At 72.1% G+C, this 15,557-nt stretch carries 17 protein-coding genes; 8 read left to right on the top strand and 9 right to left on the bottom strand.

Going from position 1 to position 15,557, the window contains the following annotated elements; translation table 11 throughout:
- Nucleotides 1–40: 40 nt before the first annotated feature.
- Complete coding sequence (locus HG542_RS10060) at nucleotides 41–484, bottom strand: hypothetical protein (protein WP_227727092.1); 444 nt, start codon at nucleotides 482–484, stop codon at nucleotides 41–43.
- A 58-nt stretch (nucleotides 485–542) separates the two neighbouring features.
- Here HG542_RS10060 and HG542_RS10055 point away from each other — a divergent pair, with 58 nt between their 5' ends.
- Entirely contained in the window at nucleotides 543–1,289 is a 747-nt protein-coding gene (locus tag HG542_RS10055; protein WP_229922565.1) for a uridine kinase family protein, read from the top strand.
- A gap of 108 nt (nucleotides 1,290–1,397) precedes the next feature.
- Here the strand turns inward: HG542_RS10055 and HG542_RS10050 are convergent, their stop codons facing one another.
- Nucleotides 1,398–2,153: a SigE family RNA polymerase sigma factor gene (locus HG542_RS10050; RefSeq protein ID WP_171079809.1), complete on the bottom strand. Its 756-nt coding sequence runs from the start codon at nucleotides 2,151–2,153 to the stop codon at nucleotides 1,398–1,400.
- 195 nt (nucleotides 2,154–2,348) lie between these two features.
- On the opposite strand from HG542_RS10050, the gene afsQ1 reads away from it, so the two are divergent.
- The 5 genes from afsQ1 to HG542_RS10025 all read left to right on the top strand — a co-directional run bounded on the left by afsQ1 (nucleotide 2,349) and on the right by HG542_RS10025 (nucleotide 6,189).
- Nucleotides 2,349–3,026: a two-component system response regulator AfsQ1 gene (afsQ1, locus tag HG542_RS10045; RefSeq protein ID WP_171079808.1), complete on the top strand. Its 678-nt coding sequence runs from the start codon at nucleotides 2,349–2,351 to the stop codon at nucleotides 3,024–3,026.
- 43 nt (nucleotides 3,027–3,069) lie between these two features.
- Complete coding sequence (locus tag HG542_RS10040) at nucleotides 3,070–4,632, top strand: ATP-binding protein (protein ID WP_171079807.1); 1,563 nt, start codon at nucleotides 3,070–3,072, stop codon at nucleotides 4,630–4,632.
- Complete coding sequence (locus HG542_RS10035) at nucleotides 4,629–5,225, top strand: hypothetical protein (protein ID WP_171079806.1); 597 nt, start codon at nucleotides 4,629–4,631, stop codon at nucleotides 5,223–5,225. The genes HG542_RS10040 and HG542_RS10035 overlap by 4 nt, the downstream gene beginning before the upstream one ends.
- A gap of 66 nt (nucleotides 5,226–5,291) precedes the next feature.
- Nucleotides 5,292–5,894, top strand: a complete 603-nt coding sequence (locus HG542_RS10030; protein ID WP_171079805.1) for a VanZ family protein — start codon at nucleotides 5,292–5,294, stop codon at nucleotides 5,892–5,894.
- A gap of 85 nt (nucleotides 5,895–5,979) precedes the next feature.
- Nucleotides 5,980–6,189, top strand: a complete 210-nt coding sequence (locus HG542_RS10025; protein ID WP_171079803.1) for a PspC domain-containing protein — start codon at nucleotides 5,980–5,982, stop codon at nucleotides 6,187–6,189.
- A gap of 85 nt (nucleotides 6,190–6,274) precedes the next feature.
- Here the strand turns inward: HG542_RS10025 and HG542_RS10020 are convergent, their stop codons facing one another.
- Both HG542_RS10020 and HG542_RS10015 read right to left on the bottom strand, forming a co-directional pair.
- Nucleotides 6,275–6,646, bottom strand: a complete 372-nt coding sequence (locus tag HG542_RS10020) for a hypothetical protein (RefSeq protein ID WP_171079802.1) — start codon at nucleotides 6,644–6,646, stop codon at nucleotides 6,275–6,277.
- Nucleotides 6,647–6,845: 199 nt separating this feature from the next.
- Nucleotides 6,846–7,973 carry an adenosine deaminase gene (locus HG542_RS10015; protein WP_171079800.1) on the bottom strand — a complete coding sequence of 376 codons (1,128 nt, stop codon included), beginning with the start codon at nucleotides 7,971–7,973 and terminating at the stop codon, nucleotides 6,846–6,848.
- Nucleotides 7,974–8,077: 104 nt separating this feature from the next.
- Here HG542_RS10015 and HG542_RS10010 point away from each other — a divergent pair, with 104 nt between their 5' ends.
- Nucleotides 8,078–8,860 (top strand): alpha/beta hydrolase, encoded by a 783-nt coding sequence (locus HG542_RS10010; RefSeq protein WP_171079799.1) that lies wholly within the window; start codon nucleotides 8,078–8,080, stop codon nucleotides 8,858–8,860.
- An 8-nt stretch (nucleotides 8,861–8,868) separates the two neighbouring features.
- Here the strand turns inward: HG542_RS10010 and HG542_RS10005 are convergent, their stop codons facing one another.
- On the bottom strand, nucleotides 8,869–9,855 hold the full coding sequence (locus HG542_RS10005) for a LysR family transcriptional regulator (RefSeq protein ID WP_373313117.1): 987 nt from the start codon (nucleotides 9,853–9,855) through the stop codon (nucleotides 8,869–8,871).
- Nucleotides 9,856–9,918: 63 nt separating this feature from the next.
- Between HG542_RS10005 and HG542_RS10000 the strand changes: the two genes are divergently transcribed.
- Nucleotides 9,919–11,214 (top strand): MFS transporter, encoded by a 1,296-nt coding sequence (locus HG542_RS10000; protein WP_171079798.1) that lies wholly within the window; start codon nucleotides 9,919–9,921, stop codon nucleotides 11,212–11,214.
- A 191-nt stretch (nucleotides 11,215–11,405) separates the two neighbouring features.
- Here the strand turns inward: HG542_RS10000 and HG542_RS09995 are convergent, their stop codons facing one another.
- From HG542_RS09995 to HG542_RS09980, 4 genes are all read right to left on the bottom strand, one after another.
- Nucleotides 11,406–12,683, bottom strand: a complete 1,278-nt coding sequence (locus HG542_RS09995) for a thymidine phosphorylase (protein WP_171079796.1) — start codon at nucleotides 12,681–12,683, stop codon at nucleotides 11,406–11,408.
- Nucleotides 12,684–12,771: 88 nt separating this feature from the next.
- Complete coding sequence (locus HG542_RS09990) at nucleotides 12,772–13,167, bottom strand: cytidine deaminase (protein WP_171079795.1); 396 nt, start codon at nucleotides 13,165–13,167, stop codon at nucleotides 12,772–12,774.
- Nucleotides 13,164–14,453 carry an ABC transporter permease gene (locus HG542_RS09985; protein WP_171079794.1) on the bottom strand — a complete coding sequence of 430 codons (1,290 nt, stop codon included), beginning with the start codon at nucleotides 14,451–14,453 and terminating at the stop codon, nucleotides 13,164–13,166. The genes HG542_RS09990 and HG542_RS09985 overlap by 4 nt, the downstream gene beginning before the upstream one ends.
- Entirely contained in the window at nucleotides 14,450–15,556 is a 1,107-nt protein-coding gene (locus tag HG542_RS09980) for an ABC transporter permease (RefSeq protein WP_171079793.1), read from the bottom strand. Before HG542_RS09980 ends, HG542_RS09985 begins: the two co-directional genes overlap by 4 nt.
- Between the last annotated feature and the right edge of the window lies 1 nt (nucleotide 15,557).

Below are 15,557 nucleotides of genomic sequence, written 5' to 3'. Positions count from 1 at the left end.
TCGTCGTCCGTACGGACGGGCTCAGACGTACGGACGGGTCTCAGGAGCCGCCGGCCGCCGGCAGCAGGTTGGCCGCCGCGCCGATCACCGGCAGGTCGCCCACGTGACCGCCCTTGGCGAGCGGGTCGGTGGCCAGCGAGGTGCCCACGGGCTTGAAGTCGGCGACCTGGGTGCGGGCGCCGTTGTCCAGCGGGTCGACGCCGGTGTTGGCCAGCGGGTCGGTCGGGAGGTTCTTCAGCACCGGCGTCAGGCCCTCGAGGGACTTCTCCAGGGCGATGTGGGTGCCTTCGACGGCCGCGAGGACGTCGGTACGGCCGAACTGGGCGCGCGCCTGGCCCGCGGCACTGGCGCCGGCCGCGCTGCCGGCGACGAGCGCGGCGCCTGCGGAAACGGTCAGCCCGACGCGCACCAGGTTGCGCGCGTAGGGCGGAGGGGGATGGGGCACGGTACGGGCGTGCCGTGCGTGCCGTGCGTGGGAGGCCATGACCACCTGCCGGGTCGGAGAATTACGTCAGCGATTGGCAACGGAACGTATCGGAATGATGACACTTCGCGCACGCCCCGACCCGGAGGGATCCCCCGTTCGGCCCAATGCGTCACACTGGTGTCCCGTGACCTCCTCCTGCCATCCGCGCGTCGTCCTGCTGACCGGCCCGTCCGGTTCCGGAAAGTCGTCCCTCGCCGCCCGTACCGGGCTGCCCGTGCTCAACCTCGACGACTTCTACAAGGAGGGCGACGACCCCACGCTGCCGCTGCTCGCGGACGGTTCGGCCACCGACTGGGACTCGCCGCGGTCGTGGGACGCGGACGCGGCCGTGGCGGCCATCGAGGAGCTGTGCCGCACGTCCCGGACGGCGGTCCCGGTGTACGACATCTCCACGAGTTCGCGGACGGGCGAGAGCGTCCTGGACATCGGCCGCACGCCGCTGTTCATCGCCGAGGGCATCTTCGCCGCCGACATCATCGGGCGCTGCCGGGAGCTCGGTGTGCTGGCCGACGCGCTGTGCCTGCGCGGCCGTCCGTCGACGACCTTCCGCCGCCGGCTGGTGCGCGACCTGCGCGAGGCCCGCAAGCCCGTGCACGTCCTGATCCGCCGCGGGCTGCGGCTGATGCGCAGCGAACGCGGCATCGTGGCACGGCAGACGGCGCTGGGCGCCTTCGCCTGCGGCGGGGAGACGGCCATGGGCCGGATCGCCGCGGCGGCCGCGGGCCGGCGGGGCCCGGTGCGCGAGGCGGTGCCGGACGCGGTGGCGGACGCAGCGCCCGCCACCACTGTCACCCGGGTGTGAACGCGGAAGCGGGCGGGCAGACCCCCCGGCTGCCCGCCCGCTCCCTTTTCCCTCCCCCGTTTCCCCCCTCTGTGGTTCCCCCCGTGTCCCCCGTGGCCCCCAGGTCTCTCAGGCGACCAGTTCCCCGAAGCACTCCTCGACGGCACGGCCGTTGGCGATGGCCTCGTCGTCGCGCAGCCGGCGCAGCGAGCGCCAGATGCTGCTCTTGACGGTGCCGACGCTGATGTCGAGGATCTCGGCGATCTCCGGGTCCGTGCGGCCCTCGTAGTAGCGCAGGACGAGCATGGTGCGCTGCAGTTCGGGCAGCCGGGCCAGCGCCTGCCAGAGGACGGCGCGCAGTTCGGTGCCGCGCATCGCGTCGTGCTCGGCGGCGGTCTCCGGCAGTTCCTCGGTCGGGTACTCGTTGAGCTTCCGCCGGCGCCAGGCGCTGATGTGCAGGTTGGTCATGGTGCGGCGGAGGTAGCCGCCGACCGCGGCCTTGTCGGTGATCCGGTCCCAGGCGCGGTACGTGGAGAACAGCGCGCTCTGCAGCAGGTCCTCGGCCTCGTACCGGTCGCCGGTCAGGTGGTAGGCAGTCGCGTACAGGGAGGCCCGGCGCTCCTGGACATAGGCGGTGAACTCCGCCTCCGTCCGCGAAGCGGTCTGCCGGCGTCCCCCCGTGATGTCGGTGACATCGGCCGCCGCAGCGGGCTTCTCCCCGTACGCGATGGCGTCGACGGCCACCATGTAAGGCGGCCGGACGCGTCCGGTGCTGCGGGCGCACCCCCGTCCGCCCGTTACCGCACCGGACTTCTCCGAACCCCTGCCGGCGTCGTGCAGGCGCGTGCGAACTGCGCTGGTCGTCGTGGCGTGCAGGGTGTTCATCTCGCGCCCCCCGTCGGTGGAGCCGGCTGGTCCGGTAGTGCTCCCGGACCTTGGTCTTGCCCGGTGCATCACAGCCTGCCGGGCCAGTTTCATCGCGCTGTCCGCCGACTGTCACAGCCCTGCAACAGGCGAAGCCGGGGTCGTGACAGGGTCCGTCTGTCGAACTACCGGCCACTCTTAGGCCAGAATGACCACGTGCCTTTCCTGTTGCTGATCGAGGACGACGACGCCATCCGCACGGCCCTCGAAATGTCCCTGTCGCGCCAAGGTCACCGTGTGGTGACCGCGGCGAGCGGCGAGGACGGTCTGAAGCTGCTGCGCGAGCAGCGGCCGGACCTGATCGTGCTGGACGTCATGCTGCCCGGCATCGACGGCTTCGAGGTGTGCCGCCGTATCCGGCGCACCGACCAGCTGCCGATCATCCTGCTCACCGCGCGCAGCGACGACATCGACGTCGTGGTGGGCCTGGAGTCGGGGGCGGACGACTACGTCGTCAAGCCCGTGCAGGGCCGCGTGCTCGACGCCCGGATCCGGGCCGTGCTGCGCCGCGGCGAGCGGGAGTCCAGCGACTCGGCGACCTTCGGCTCGCTGGTGATCGACCGCTCCGCGATGACGGTCACCAAGAACGGACAGGACCTCCAGCTCACCCCGACCGAGCTGCGGCTGCTGCTGGAGCTCAGCCGCCGGCCGGGGCAGGCGCTGTCCCGGCAGCAGCTGCTGCGCCTGGTCTGGGAGCACGACTACCTGGGCGACTCCCGGCTGGTGGACGCCTGCGTCCAGCGGCTGCGTGCCAAGGTCGAGGACGTGCCGTCCTCCCCCACCCTCATCCGCACGGTCCGCGGCGTCGGCTACCGCCTGGACGCCCCGCAGTGAACGAGAGCGACAAGAGCACACACAAGGGAACTGAGAGCGCACAGTGACGGAGAAGCCCGGTCGGGTACGGGGCTGGGCCGCGGCCAGGAACGTGCTGAAGCTCAGCGTGCGGTGGATCAGCCTGCGGCTGCGGCTGATGCTCGTCTTCGCGCTGGTCGCCCTGGCGGCCGCCGTGTCGGCGTCCGCCATCGCCTACTGGCTCAACCGTGACGCGGTCCTCACCCGGACCCAGAACGCCGCCCTGGACGACTTCCGCAAGTCCCTCCAGGACAACACCGCTTCCCTGCCGCTGCTGCCCACCTGCCCCGAACTGCAGGAGGCCGCGGACCGGATGGCGGCCACCTCGCAGAAGTACGAGGTGCTGCTGGTCGGCAAGGTCAAGGGCGGCGGCGACTGCGCCGCGCCGTCCGACCGCGATCTTTTCCCGCTCAAGGTCGTTCCGCAGACCCTGGTCACCGCGGTCAACCGGGAGCGCCGGGTGGACGAGTCGAACCCGTACCCGTACCACCTGTACTGGCAGCGGATCACGCTCGGCGGGAAGCCCTATCTGGTGGGCGGCGCCAAGGTGATCGGCGGCGGGCCCACCGGGTACCTGCTGAAGTCGCTGGAGAACGAGCGCGCCGACCTCAACTCGCTTGCCTGGTCGCTCGGTATCGCCACCGGCCTGGCCCTGATCGGCTCCGCCCTGCTCGCCCAGGCCGCCGCCTCCACGGTGCTGCGGCCGGTGCAGCGCCTGGGCGAGGCGGCCCGGCGGCTCGGCGAGGGCCAGCTGGACACCCGGCTGCAGGTCTCGGGCACCGACGAACTGGCCGATCTCTCGCGGACGTTCAACCGGACCGCCGAGGCCCTGCAGAAGCGCGTCGAGGAGCTCAGCGCGCGCGAGGCCTCCAGCCGCCGCTTCGTCGCCGACATGTCGCACGAGCTGCGCACCCCGCTGACCGCGATCACCGCGGTGACCGAGGTGCTGGAGGACGAGGCCGACTCCCTCGACCCGATGATCGCGCCCGCCGTGCAGCTCGTGGTCAGCGAGACCCGGCGCCTGAACGACCTGGTGGAGAATCTGATGGAGGTCACCCGCTTCGACGCGGGCACGGCCCGGCTGGTCCTGGACGACGTGGACGTCGCCGACCAGGTCACCGCCTGCATCGACGCCCGTGCCTGGCTGGACGCCGTCGAACTGGACGCCGAGCGCGGCATCATGGCCCGTCTCGACCCGCGCCGCCTGGACGTCATCCTCGCCAACCTCATCGGCAACGCCCTCAAGCACGGCGGCTCCCCGGTGCGCGTCTCGGTGCGGACCGAGGACGACTCGCTGCGCATCGACGTCCGCGACCACGGCCCCGGCATCCCGGAGGACGTGCTGCCGCACGTCTTCGACCGCTTCTACAAGGCGAGCGCCTCCCGGCCGCGTTCCGAGGGCAGCGGGCTGGGCCTGTCGATCGCCCTGGAGAACGCGCACATCCACGGCGGCGAGATCACGGCCGCCAACTCCCCCGACGGCGGTGCCGCCTTCACGCTCACCCTGCCCCGCGACGCCTCCAGCCTCACCGAGGACGGCGAGAACGGCGAGGACGGCGGCAGCACGACGGACGGGGGCGGGCAGTGAGACGACGCCGCACCGCCGCCCGTGCCGCCGCGCTGACGGCCGGGCTCCTGCTCCTCGCCGGCTGCGGCATCCGCGGCACGGCCGTCCCCGTGGACGCGGGCAGCGCCCCGTCGCGCGCGACGTGTGTCGTGCGCCCCGGCGCACAGAACGCGCTGCCCACCGGAAGCGTCACCGTGTCCGTCCAACTGGTCTGCACCTCTCAGCTACTGCCCGTGACGCGCGCGGTGGTGCTCCCCGCCGCCGACGACGCCGTACAGGTCGCCTCCGCGCTCCTGGACGAGCTGCGCCGGCAGCCCTCGCCCGCCGAGGACGAGGCCGGATTCTCCACCTCCGTCCCGGCCCGGCTCGCCGTCGGCGCCCCGCACAAGGGCGACCCGGCCGGCACGCTGCGCCTGAACATCGCCCCCGACCAGCTGCCTCCCGTGGCCCTGGCCCAACTCGTGTGCACCTTCGGGGGCACCGCGGCGGCCGACGGCCGGGGCACCGTGATCCTGGGCGGTCCCGGGGACGAGGGCCCCAAGGGCTACCAGTGCACCGACGAACTGCGCACGCACCCGGAGAGCATCCGCGGAACCGGCACCGCCGCCTCCTGACGCAACGCTGACTCTCCGTGCCCGGCAGGCGGAACCGCACGCCCCGCGCGCGGCGTCCGTAGGGGCGTGCAGCGTCATGGCTATGGCGGTACGCCCGCCCTCCGATACCGCTACCGCGTCGCGGGCTGCGTCCTCCTGGCCGCATACCTCCTCGTGCTCGGCTGGCTCGCCCTGCGCCCGCTGACCGCACCCTGGGTGACCGCCGTGCACCTGGAGCCCCTCGCCACGATCCGTGCCGACCTGGCCATGGACCCGTGGGACGCGGCCTGGGCCATAGGGACGGGGGTCGTGCCGTTCGCTCCGCTGGGCGTGCTGCTGCCGTGGGCGGGCGGGCGGCTCGACGTGTCGCCGCTGGGCTCGCTGACCCGCACGGTCTTCACCTGCGCCATGCTCTCCCTCGCGCTCCAGGTCGTGCAGAGCGGTGTGGCCGGGCAGATCCTCGACGTCGACGGGCTGCTGCTGAACGTGGCGGGGGTGACGCTCGCGCACCTGGCGGTGGTCCCGGCGGTACGGGCGCGGCTGCGCAGGCGGGCGAGGTCCGGCCCGGGCCGCAGGACGGAGCCCGGGGGTGGACTCCGGGCGGACGCGGCCGTCCGCCGCCCCCTCCTCCGGGAGGACCGGGATCGGGGTCTGACCCCTACGCTGCCCAGGGTCGGGATCGCCCCGTAGAGGGACGCTTTGCTCCGGATCGCTCCGTAGCGTGGTGGGTGTCGGGAAACGTTCCCGCACCCTCCCCACCGACGAGGAGTCCGTCATGTCCGCTCCGCTGGTCCGCCCCCGTCAGCACAGGATGATCGCCGGAGTCTGCGCGGGCCTGGCCCGGCGGTTCGGCATCTCCCGCACGACGATGCGGGTGCTGTTCCTGCTGTCCTGCCTGCTGCCCGGCCCGCAGTTCCTGCTCTACCTCGCGCTGTGGATCCTGCTGCCCTCCGAGGGGGACCACAAGGAGTCCACCGCCTGGTGATCCCTGACCGCACACGCACGCGCGGCGGCCGCGCGCCCGGGATACCGGGTGCGCGGCCGCCGCATCGTGCTGCCGGGGTCCGCCGTCAGCGGCCGAGGGAGAGGCCCTTGGACGGGATCACCCCGGGCGGCACCAGGCCGAGCAGGCCCTTGTTGCCCTTGTTGTCCATGGGGTGCAGATTGCGGTCGAGCTTGTTGTCCATGGCCTGGTCCGCCGCACGGCCGACCTGCTTCGGCAGCCCCGAGTTCATCACCTGGTCCGCGCTGCGGACGACCGGGCCGCCCGCGGGCACCAGGTGGCCGACCTGCTCGGCGGGGACGGTCTGCCACGCCGTGACGGCGGTGTCGGCGGCCGACTCGACGACTCCGGTGGCCGCGGACGCGGTACCGGCCCCGGCGGCCGCGGCGAAAAGACCGAGCGCGGCGGCACCGAGAATCTTGAGGGATCCTGGCTTCATCTGAATTCTGTCCTCGCGACGGGGGAACGGGGGGTATGTGCAGCGGCACTGCAACCTAGCCACGAGAACGAGCGGCCCGCAATAGACGACACGGCCGGGACCCGATGAAGTCCCGGCCGTTTCCACGGTATTCGGTTGTCCTGCGCGAACAGCGGCAATTGGCCGCGGAACCACAGGTCAGACGCTTGCCGTCAGCGGCCTAACGGAACAGCCACTCGGCCTTCAACTCGGCATAACCCGGCTTGATCACATCGTTGATCATGGCCAGACGTTCGTCGAATGGGATGAAGGCGCTCTTCATCGCATTGACGGTGAACCACTGCATGTCGTCGAGCGAATAGCCGAACGCCTTGACCAGGTGCTCGAATTCGCGGCTCATGCTGGTACCGCTCATCAGACGATTATCGGTGTTCACCGTGAGCCGGAAGTGCAGCTTGCGGAGCAGACCGATCGGGTGCTCCTCGTACGAAGCGGCCGCCGCCGTCTGGAGGTTGGAGGTCGGGCACATCTCCAGCGGAATGCGCTTGTCCCGCACATACGACGCCAGCCGGCCCAGCTCGGCGCTGCCGTCCTCGGCGATCTCGATGTCGTCGATGATGCGCACGCCGTGGCCGAGCCGGTCGGCGCCGCACCACTGCAGGGCCTGCCAGATCGACGGCAGGCCGAAGGCCTCGCCGGCGTGGATCGTGAAGTGGTTGTTCTCGCGCTTGAGGTACTCGAAGGCGTCCAGGTGGCGGGTGGGGGGGAAGCCCGCCTCGGCGCCCGCGATGTCGAAGCCGACGACGCCGGAGTCCCGGTAGCGGTTGGCCAGTTCGGCGATCTCCAGGGCCCGGGCGGCGTGCCGCATGGCGGTCAGCAGCGCACCGACGCGGATCCGGTGACCGTTGGCCTTGGCGCGGCGTTCGCCCTGCCGGAAGCCCTCGTTGACGGCCTCGACGACCTCTTCGAGGGTGAGCCCGGCCTCCAGGTGCTGCTCGGGGGCGTAGCGGACCTCGGCGTAGACGACGCCGTCCGCGGCGAGGTCCTCGGCGCACTCGGCGGCGACCCGGACCAGCGCGTCCCGGGTCTGCATCACGGCGCAGGTGTGTGCGAACGTCTCCAGGTAGCGCTCCAGCGAACCGGAGTCGGCGGCCTCCCGGAACCAGACGCCCAGCTTGTCCGGATCCGTCTCGGGAAGCTTGTCGTAGCCCGTCTCGCGGGCGAGATCGACGACCGTGCCGGGGCGGAGACCACCGTCGAGGTGGTCGTGGAGCAGCACCTTCGGTGCTCGGCGGATCTGCTCCGGGGTCGGCAGGGCGGTCGGTTGGGAGTGGGTCTCGCTCGTCATTTCCGCACTGTAGCCCCTACGCGCGTAGATGTCGGCGAACGATACGGAACGGTGACCCATCGGCCGGGTGGACATCGTCCGGCCTTCTGCCATCGTTGTCTGCCATGGCTCAGGAAGCGCTGTCGGGAGAACGGGCGGGGGCGCCCCGCCTCGGAAAGCCGCTCGGCGCCGGAGGGTCCGGAACCGCCGAGGACGCCGTGCACGCGGCGGCCCTGCTGCTGCCCGCGGGCCGGGCGGCCGGGGCGCGCCGCCCCTCGCCCCTCGCGCTCGCCGCCCAGCGGCCGTTGGCCCGCCGGCTGGCCCGGGCGGTCGGGCCGGACGGCCTCGTCACCCACGTCGTGCGCTACCGCCGCGCGGGCTGGAACGGGGGCTCCGCGGATCCGGTCCGCGATGTGCAGTGGGCGGCCGAGGAGGTGGTGCGGCGCTACGGGGACGTACCGGTGTGCCTGATCGGTACGGGCATGGGCGCCCGGGCCGCGCTGCGGGCGGCCGGGCATCCGGCCGTGACGGCGGTGCTGGCACTGGCCACGTGGCTGCCGGAGCCGGAGGCGGTGCTGGACCCGGACCCCGTACGGCAGTTGTCCGGGCGGCGGGTGCTGCTGGTGCACGGCACCAACGACACGCGGACGGATCCGGACCTGTCGTTCCGGCTGGCGGAACGGGCGAAGAAGGTGAACCGCGACGTGTGCCGCTTCGAGGTCCACTCGGACGGCCACGCGCTCACGGAGCACCGCCCCGAAGTCCTGGCCCTGGCAGCCGACTTCGTCCGCGGCTCCCTCTTCGGCCACCCGTACGCCCGTCCGGTGGCGGACGCCCTGGCGGCTCCGCCGCCCCTGGGGCTGCGCATGCCGTTGGCCTCCGGCTTCGGGGAGTCGTTGCGGTACTGAGGTGGGCCCTATCGGTGCAGCAACTGCCCCCTGCGCGACAGCAGGAACCGTTTGAACGCGGCCACCGGTGGTGTGTCGGGGTGGCCGTCGAGCCACGCCACCCCGATCTCGCGGACCGCGCGCGGAGCGGTCACCGTCAGTTCCACGATGCCCGGGCGCGGCACGGCCGGCGGGGGGAGCAGGGCGACGCCCAGGCCCGCGGCCACCAGGCCGCGCAGCGTCTCCGGGTCCTCGCCCTCGAACGCCACCTTCGGCGCGAACCCCGCCTCCGCGCACAGCGCGTCCGTGATGCGCCGGAGCCCGTACCCCGGTTCCAGGGTGACGAAGAGTTCGGCCGACGCCTCGGCGAGGCGCACCCGTTTGCGGCCGGCCAGCCGGTGGTCGTCGGGGACGACGAGCCGCAGCTTCTGCTCGTCGAGCCGGCGCGCCACCAGGTCCGGCGCGTCCGGCACCGGCGAGGTCAGGCACAGGTCGAGCCCGCCGTCGCGGAGCCGTTCCAGCATGGCCTCGCCGTAGTTCTGCACGAGTTGGAAGCGCACCCGCGGGTGGTCGGCGCGGAAGGCGCGGATGAGTTCGGGTACGGTCTCGGAACCCATCGTGTGCAGAAAGCCGAAGGCGATCTTGCCGGAGGCGGGGTCCGCGTCCTCCCGGAGGGTCTCGGCGGCGCGGTCGACCTCGTACAGGGCACGCTCGACCGAGGCGAGGAAGGCGCGGCCCGCGGCGGTGAGCGAGACGGTGCGCCCGTGCCGCGCGAACAGCGCGACGCCCAGGTCGTGTTCGAGGCGGGCCATCGAGCGGCTCAGCGTGGACTGCGGCATGTCCAGCTGGTGCGCGGCGCGCGTCACGTGTTCCTGGCGGGCGACGGCGACGAACTGCGCGAGGCGCGGAGTGAGCGTCGCCGCCCACGAGTCGGCCTCGACGTCGACTGTTGCGGGGATGTCTTTTTCGTTGCCGCGCGGTGACAAGGACCGCGCTGACCTGGGCTCATGCAGCACAGCATCGATTATCGCCATTCTGTGCATTGGACGCATGAGATGTGGGGTGCAAATGTTTGGGACATGCCTGCTGCCGATACCGGGGCATCCGCCGCCATAGCGCGTCCGGATGCCTCTGCCCAGCCGTCCCCTGCCGCCGCCTCCCCCACCGACACCCGGCTGACCCCCGGCGGGCCCGGCTACCGCCGGATGAGCTTCTCGCTCTTCGCCGCCGGTGTCGCCACGTTCGCCCTCCTCTACTCCACGCAGGCGCTGCTGCCCGCGATCTCCGACGACCTCGGGGTGACGCCGGATCAGGCGAGCTGGACGGTCTCCGCCGCGACCGGCGGACTGGCCGTCGCCGTCGTCCCGCTGAGCGCGCTCTCCGAGCGCTTCGGGCGGCGCACGACGATGACCGTGGCGCTGTGCGTCGCCGCGCTGGTGGCGCTGCTGGTGCCGTTCGCCCCGAGCCTGGGGTGGCTGGTCGCGCTGCGCGCCGTGCAGGGCGCGGCACTGGCCGGGGTGCCGGCGTCGGCGATGGCGTACCTGGCGGAGGAGGTGCGGCCGAAGGCGCTGGTCGGTGCGATCGGGCTGTTCGTGGCCGGCAACGCGATCGGCGGCATGACCGGCCGCATCCTGGCCGGCTGGGTGACGCAGGCGTGGGGCTGGCGGGCGGGCCTGGCCGCCGTCGGCGCGCTGGCGGTGGTGTGCGCGCTGGCGTTCCGCGTCCTGGTGCCGCGGGCACGGCACTTCACGCCGGCCCCGCTGTCGGTGCGCAACCTGGCCCGTACGCTCGGGACGCACCTGTCCGACCCGCTGCTGTGCCGGCTGTACGCGATCGGCGCGCTCTTCATGACCGTCTTCGGCGCGGTCTACACGGTCGTCGGCTACCGCCTGGCGGCGGCGCCGTTCTCGCTGCCGCAGGGCGTGGTGGGCTCGATCTTCCTGGTCTACCTGGTCGGCACGGCCTCGTCGGCGGCGGCCGGCAAGCTGGTGGGCCGGCTGGGCCGGCGGGGTGCGCTGTATCTGGCCCTGGCCACGACGTCGCTGGGCCTGCTGCTGACGGTGAGCAGTTCGCTGGCGGCGGTGCTGGCCGGGCTGATCCTCATCACGGCGGGCTTCTTCGCGGGCCACGCGGTGGCGAGTTCGTCGGTGAGCCGCACGGCGAAGACGGGCCGCGCGCAGGCGTCGGCCCTGTACCAGACGGCGTACTACGCGGGCAGCTCGGTGGGCGGCACGCTCGGCGCCCTCGCGTTCCGGTCGGCGGGGTGGGACGGCACGGTGGTGCTGGGCCTGCTGGCGATGGTGGGTGCGGCTGCGGTCACGCTGTACGCGACGCGGAAGGCGCTCGTGGAGCGCCGGTTGGCGATGCGGGCGTAGGGCGCCCGCGCGCGTTACGGGGTACCGCGCCCCAAAGGGGCGCGGGGAACTGCGCGAGCAACCACGACGTACCCGCAGCCGACGTGCCGCCTCCTTGCCGGGGCTTCGCCCCGGACCCCAGGTGGTGCGTCGGCTGCGGGCCGCCGGTGGCTGGTCGCGCAGTTCCCCGCGCCCCTTACGGGGCGAAGCCCCTAGGCGATCCGCCCCAGCACGATCGGGTTCGGCGTGAACTCCGTACCGGCGGCGGCGATTTCGACGCCGCCCTCCAGTGCAGCCAGCGCGTACTCGAACTTCTCCGGCGTGTCCGTGTGCAGCGTCATCAGCGGCTGCCCCGCCACGACGGAGTCCCCCGGCTTCGCGTGCATCTCGATGCCCGCACCCGCCTGCACCGGGTCCTCCTTGCGGGCCCGGCCCGCGCCCAGGCGCCAGGCCGAGACGCCCACCGCGTAGGCGTCCAGCTTGGTGAGGACACCCGTGGACTCGGCCTTCACCACGTGCTGCTCCCGGGCCACCGGGAGAACGGCGTCCGGGTCGCCGCCCTGGGCGATGATCATGCGGCGCCAGTGGTCCATGGCGGAGCCGTCGGCCAGGGCCTTGGCCGGGTCGGCGTCCTTCACACCCGCCGCGTCGAGCATCTCGCGCGCCAGGGCGAGGGTCAGCTCGACGACGTCCGCCGGGCCGCCGCCCGCGAGGACCTCGACGGACTCGCGGACCTCGAGCGCGTTGCCCGCGGTGAGGCCGAGCGGGGTGGACATGTCGGTGAGCAGCGCGACCGTCTTGACGCCGTGGTCGGTGCCCAGGCCCACCATCGTGGAGGCGAGCTCGCGCGCGTCCTCCAGGTTCTTCATGAAGGCGCCGGAGCCGACCTTCACGTCCAGGACCAGCGAGCCGGTGCCCTCGGCGATCTTCTTCGACATGATCGAGCTGGCGATCAGCGGGATCGCCTCGACCGTGCCGGTCACGTCGCGCAGCGCGTACAGCTTCTTGTCCGCCGGCGCCAGGCCGTCGCCCGCCGCGCAGATGACGGAGCCGACGTTGCGCAGGACGTCCATCATCTCGTCGTTGGAGAGCAGCGCCCGCCAGCCGGGGATGGACTCGAGCTTGTCGAGCGTGCCGCCGGTGTGGCCGAGGCCGCGGCCGGACAGCTGCGGGACGGCCGCGCCGCACGCGGCGACGAGCGGGGCCAGCGGCAGGGTGATCTTGTCGCCGACGCCGCCGGTCGAGTGCTTGTCGGCGGTGGGCAGCGGCAGCGAGGAGAAGTCCATGCGCTCGCCGCTCTTGATCATCGCAGCGGTCCAGCGGGCGATCTCCGCCCGGTCCATGCCGTTGAGCAGGATGGCCATCGCGAGGGCGGACATCTGCTCGTCGGCGACCACGCCGCGCGTGTACGCGTCGATGATCCAGTCGATCTGCTCGTCGGTCAGGCGGCCGCGATCGCGCTTGGTGCGGATGACGGAAATGGCGTCCATCGGCTGTGCTTCCTTACGTCATGGGTGCTCGAACGCCGAACGGGCTGGTCGTGGTTCCTCCCAGCCCGTCAGACGTTCGATGACATTGTCAGCGATTGAGGTCGGCGGGGCCAAACGCGTCCGGCAGCAGCTCCGCCAGCGGGCGGATGCCGGACGCGGTGTCCACGGCGAGCTCGGGGCCGCCGTGTTCCCACAGCAGCTGGCGGCAGCGGCCGCACGGCATCAGGACGTTGCCGTGGCGGTCGCAGCAGGTGAAGGCCGTGAGCCGGCCGCCGCCCGAGGAGAACAGTGCGGAAACCATTCCGCACTCGGCGCACAGCGCCACGCCGTACGCGGCGTTCTCCACATTGCAGCCGGTGACGACGCGGCCGTCGTCGACGAGGGCCGCGGCCCCCACCGGGAAGTCCGAGTACGGGGCGTAGGCCCGGGACATGGCGTCCCGGGCCTGCGCGCGCAGGGCCTCCCAATCCACGGAGAGGGTCACTTGCCCTGCCCCTTCCGGTACGGCTTGCCGTCGGCCTTCGGCATCCGCAGCCGCTGCGCGGAGACGGAGAGCACCAGCAGCGTCGCCACGTACGGAGTGGCGTCGACGAACTCCAGCGGCACGGTCTTGGTCAGCGCGTACCAGACGGCCAGCGCCACCGCGATGCCCGCGCTGATCAGCGCCGGCTTCTGCTTGCCCTGCTTGAGCCGCCACGCGGCCAGGCCGACCAGCAGCACCGCCAGGAGCAGCAGCAGCGCGTGGACGGTCGGGCCGCCGGAGCGCAGCTGGAGGCTGTCCATGAAGCCGAACAGGCCCGCGCCCATGGCGACACCGCCCGGACGCCAGTTGCCGAAGATCATCGTGGCGAGGCCGATGTAGCCGCGCCCGCCGGTCTGGCCGTCGGAGTACATGTGCGTCCCGATGGCGAGGAACGCACCGCCCAGGCCCGCGAGGGCGCCGGAGACGACCACGGCCGCGTACTTGTACGTGTACACGTTGACGCCGAGGGACTCGGCGGCCACCGGGCTCTCGCCGCAGGACCGCAGCCGCAGGCCGAAGCCCGTGCGCCACAGCACGAAGAACGTGCCGACGAACAGCGCGGCGGCGACGATCGTCAGCCAGGAGACCCCGTCGACGAAGCTGTCGAGGATGCCCGCGAGGTCGGAGACGAGGAACCAGTGGTGCTTCTCGACCGACGTCAGCCAGTCGGACAGGCCGGGGACGGAGAAGTTCCCCATGTTCGGCATGGGCGGCGACTGCTTGTCGTTGCCGCCCGCCTGCTGGGCCGCGCTGCCCTCCGCGCCGAAGAGCGTCTTGGCGGCGTACTGGGTGATGCCGAGGGCCAGGATGTTCATGGCCACACCGGAGATGATGTGGTCCACGCCGAAGGTGACGGTGGCGAGGGCGTGCACGAGGCCGCCGAGCGCACCGCCGACGACACCGGCGAGGGCCGCGGCCCAGGGGCCGTGCTGCCAGCCCATCCAGCCGGCGCAGAAGGTGCCGAGCATCATCATGCCTTCGAGGCCGATGTTGACGACACCGGACCGCTCGGCCCACAGGCCGCCGAGGCCCGCGAGTCCGATCGGCACGGCGGCGGCGAGCGCGCCGCTGAACTGGCCCGCGGAGGTGAGGTCCGTGGCGCCGGTGATCACGCGCAGCGCCGAGAGCAGCACCAGGGCGCCGGCGACGATCAGCAGCACGACGGGGTAGGAGAGCTTGCGCTTCCCGCCGTCGTTGTTGTTGCCCCGCAGCCCCTTGGCGAGCGCGGCGGTGAAGGTCGTACTCACGCGGATACCTCCGCCTTGTCGCTCTTGCGGGCCTGGGCGGCGAGCTCCTCGCCGACCTTCCGCTGCTGGGCCTTGAGTCCGTACCGGCGGACGAGCTCGTATGCGATGACGACGCACAGGACGATGACGCCCTGGATCACGCCGACGATCTCCTGCGCATAGCCCTCGAACTCCAGCTGGGTGCCGGTCCGTTCGAGGAAGCCCCAGAGCAGGGCGGCGAGCGCCATGCCGACGGGGTTGTTACGGCCGAGCAGGGCGATGGCGATGCCGGTGAAGCCGATGCCGGTGGGGAAGTCGGTGCCGTAGTTGTACGAGACGCCGAGCAGGGTCGGCATGCCGACGAGGCCGGCGAGGGCACCGGAGATCAGCATGGAGGTGACCACCATGCGCTTGACGCTCACACCGCTGGCCTGGGCCGCGGTCTCGGACTGGCCCACGGTGCGCAGGTCGAAGCCGAAGCGGGTGCGGTTGAGGAGGAACCAGTAGGCGACGCCGGCGAGGGCGGCGATCACCACGAAGCCGTAGATCGGCTTGGTCTGGGTCGGGATCTCGAAGAAGTGCGCCGAGTCGGGCAGGTAGGGCGTGTGGATCAGGTTGCCCTCCTTCTTCGCCAGCCGGCCGTCCTGCAGGAAGTAGCCGATGACGGAGGCGCCGATGGCGTTCAGCATGATCGTGCTGATGACCTCGTTGACACCGCGGCTGGTCTTCAGCAGACCGGCGATGCCCGCCCAGAGCGCGCCGACCGCCATCGCGACGATGATGATCACCGGGATCTCGATGATGCCCGGCAGCGTCAGCGCACCGCCGACGACGGCGGCGAAGAAGGCCGCGATGCGGTACTGGCCGTCGACGCCGATGTTGAAGAGGTTCATCCGGAAGCCGACGGCCACCGCCAGCGCCGAAAGGTAGTACGGCGTCGCCTTGTTGATGATCCAGACCTGGCTGTCGGCCTTCGAGCCGAACTCGACCATCACCTGGTAGGCGTGGAACGGGTCCTTGCCGGTGACGCCGATGATGATCGAGGTGATGGCGAGGGCGGCCACGATCGCCAGGACCGGGGCGGCGAGGCCCAGGATCAGCCTGTTCTTGTCGATCTTCTTCACT

The organism is Streptomyces morookaense, assembly GCF_013030945.1.
Taxonomy (GTDB): domain Bacteria; phylum Actinomycetota; class Actinomycetes; order Streptomycetales; family Streptomycetaceae; genus Streptomyces; species Streptomyces morookaensis.
The sequence above is the reverse complement of the archived record's forward strand: the minus strand, read 5'-3'. Positions and strand labels throughout refer to the sequence as shown.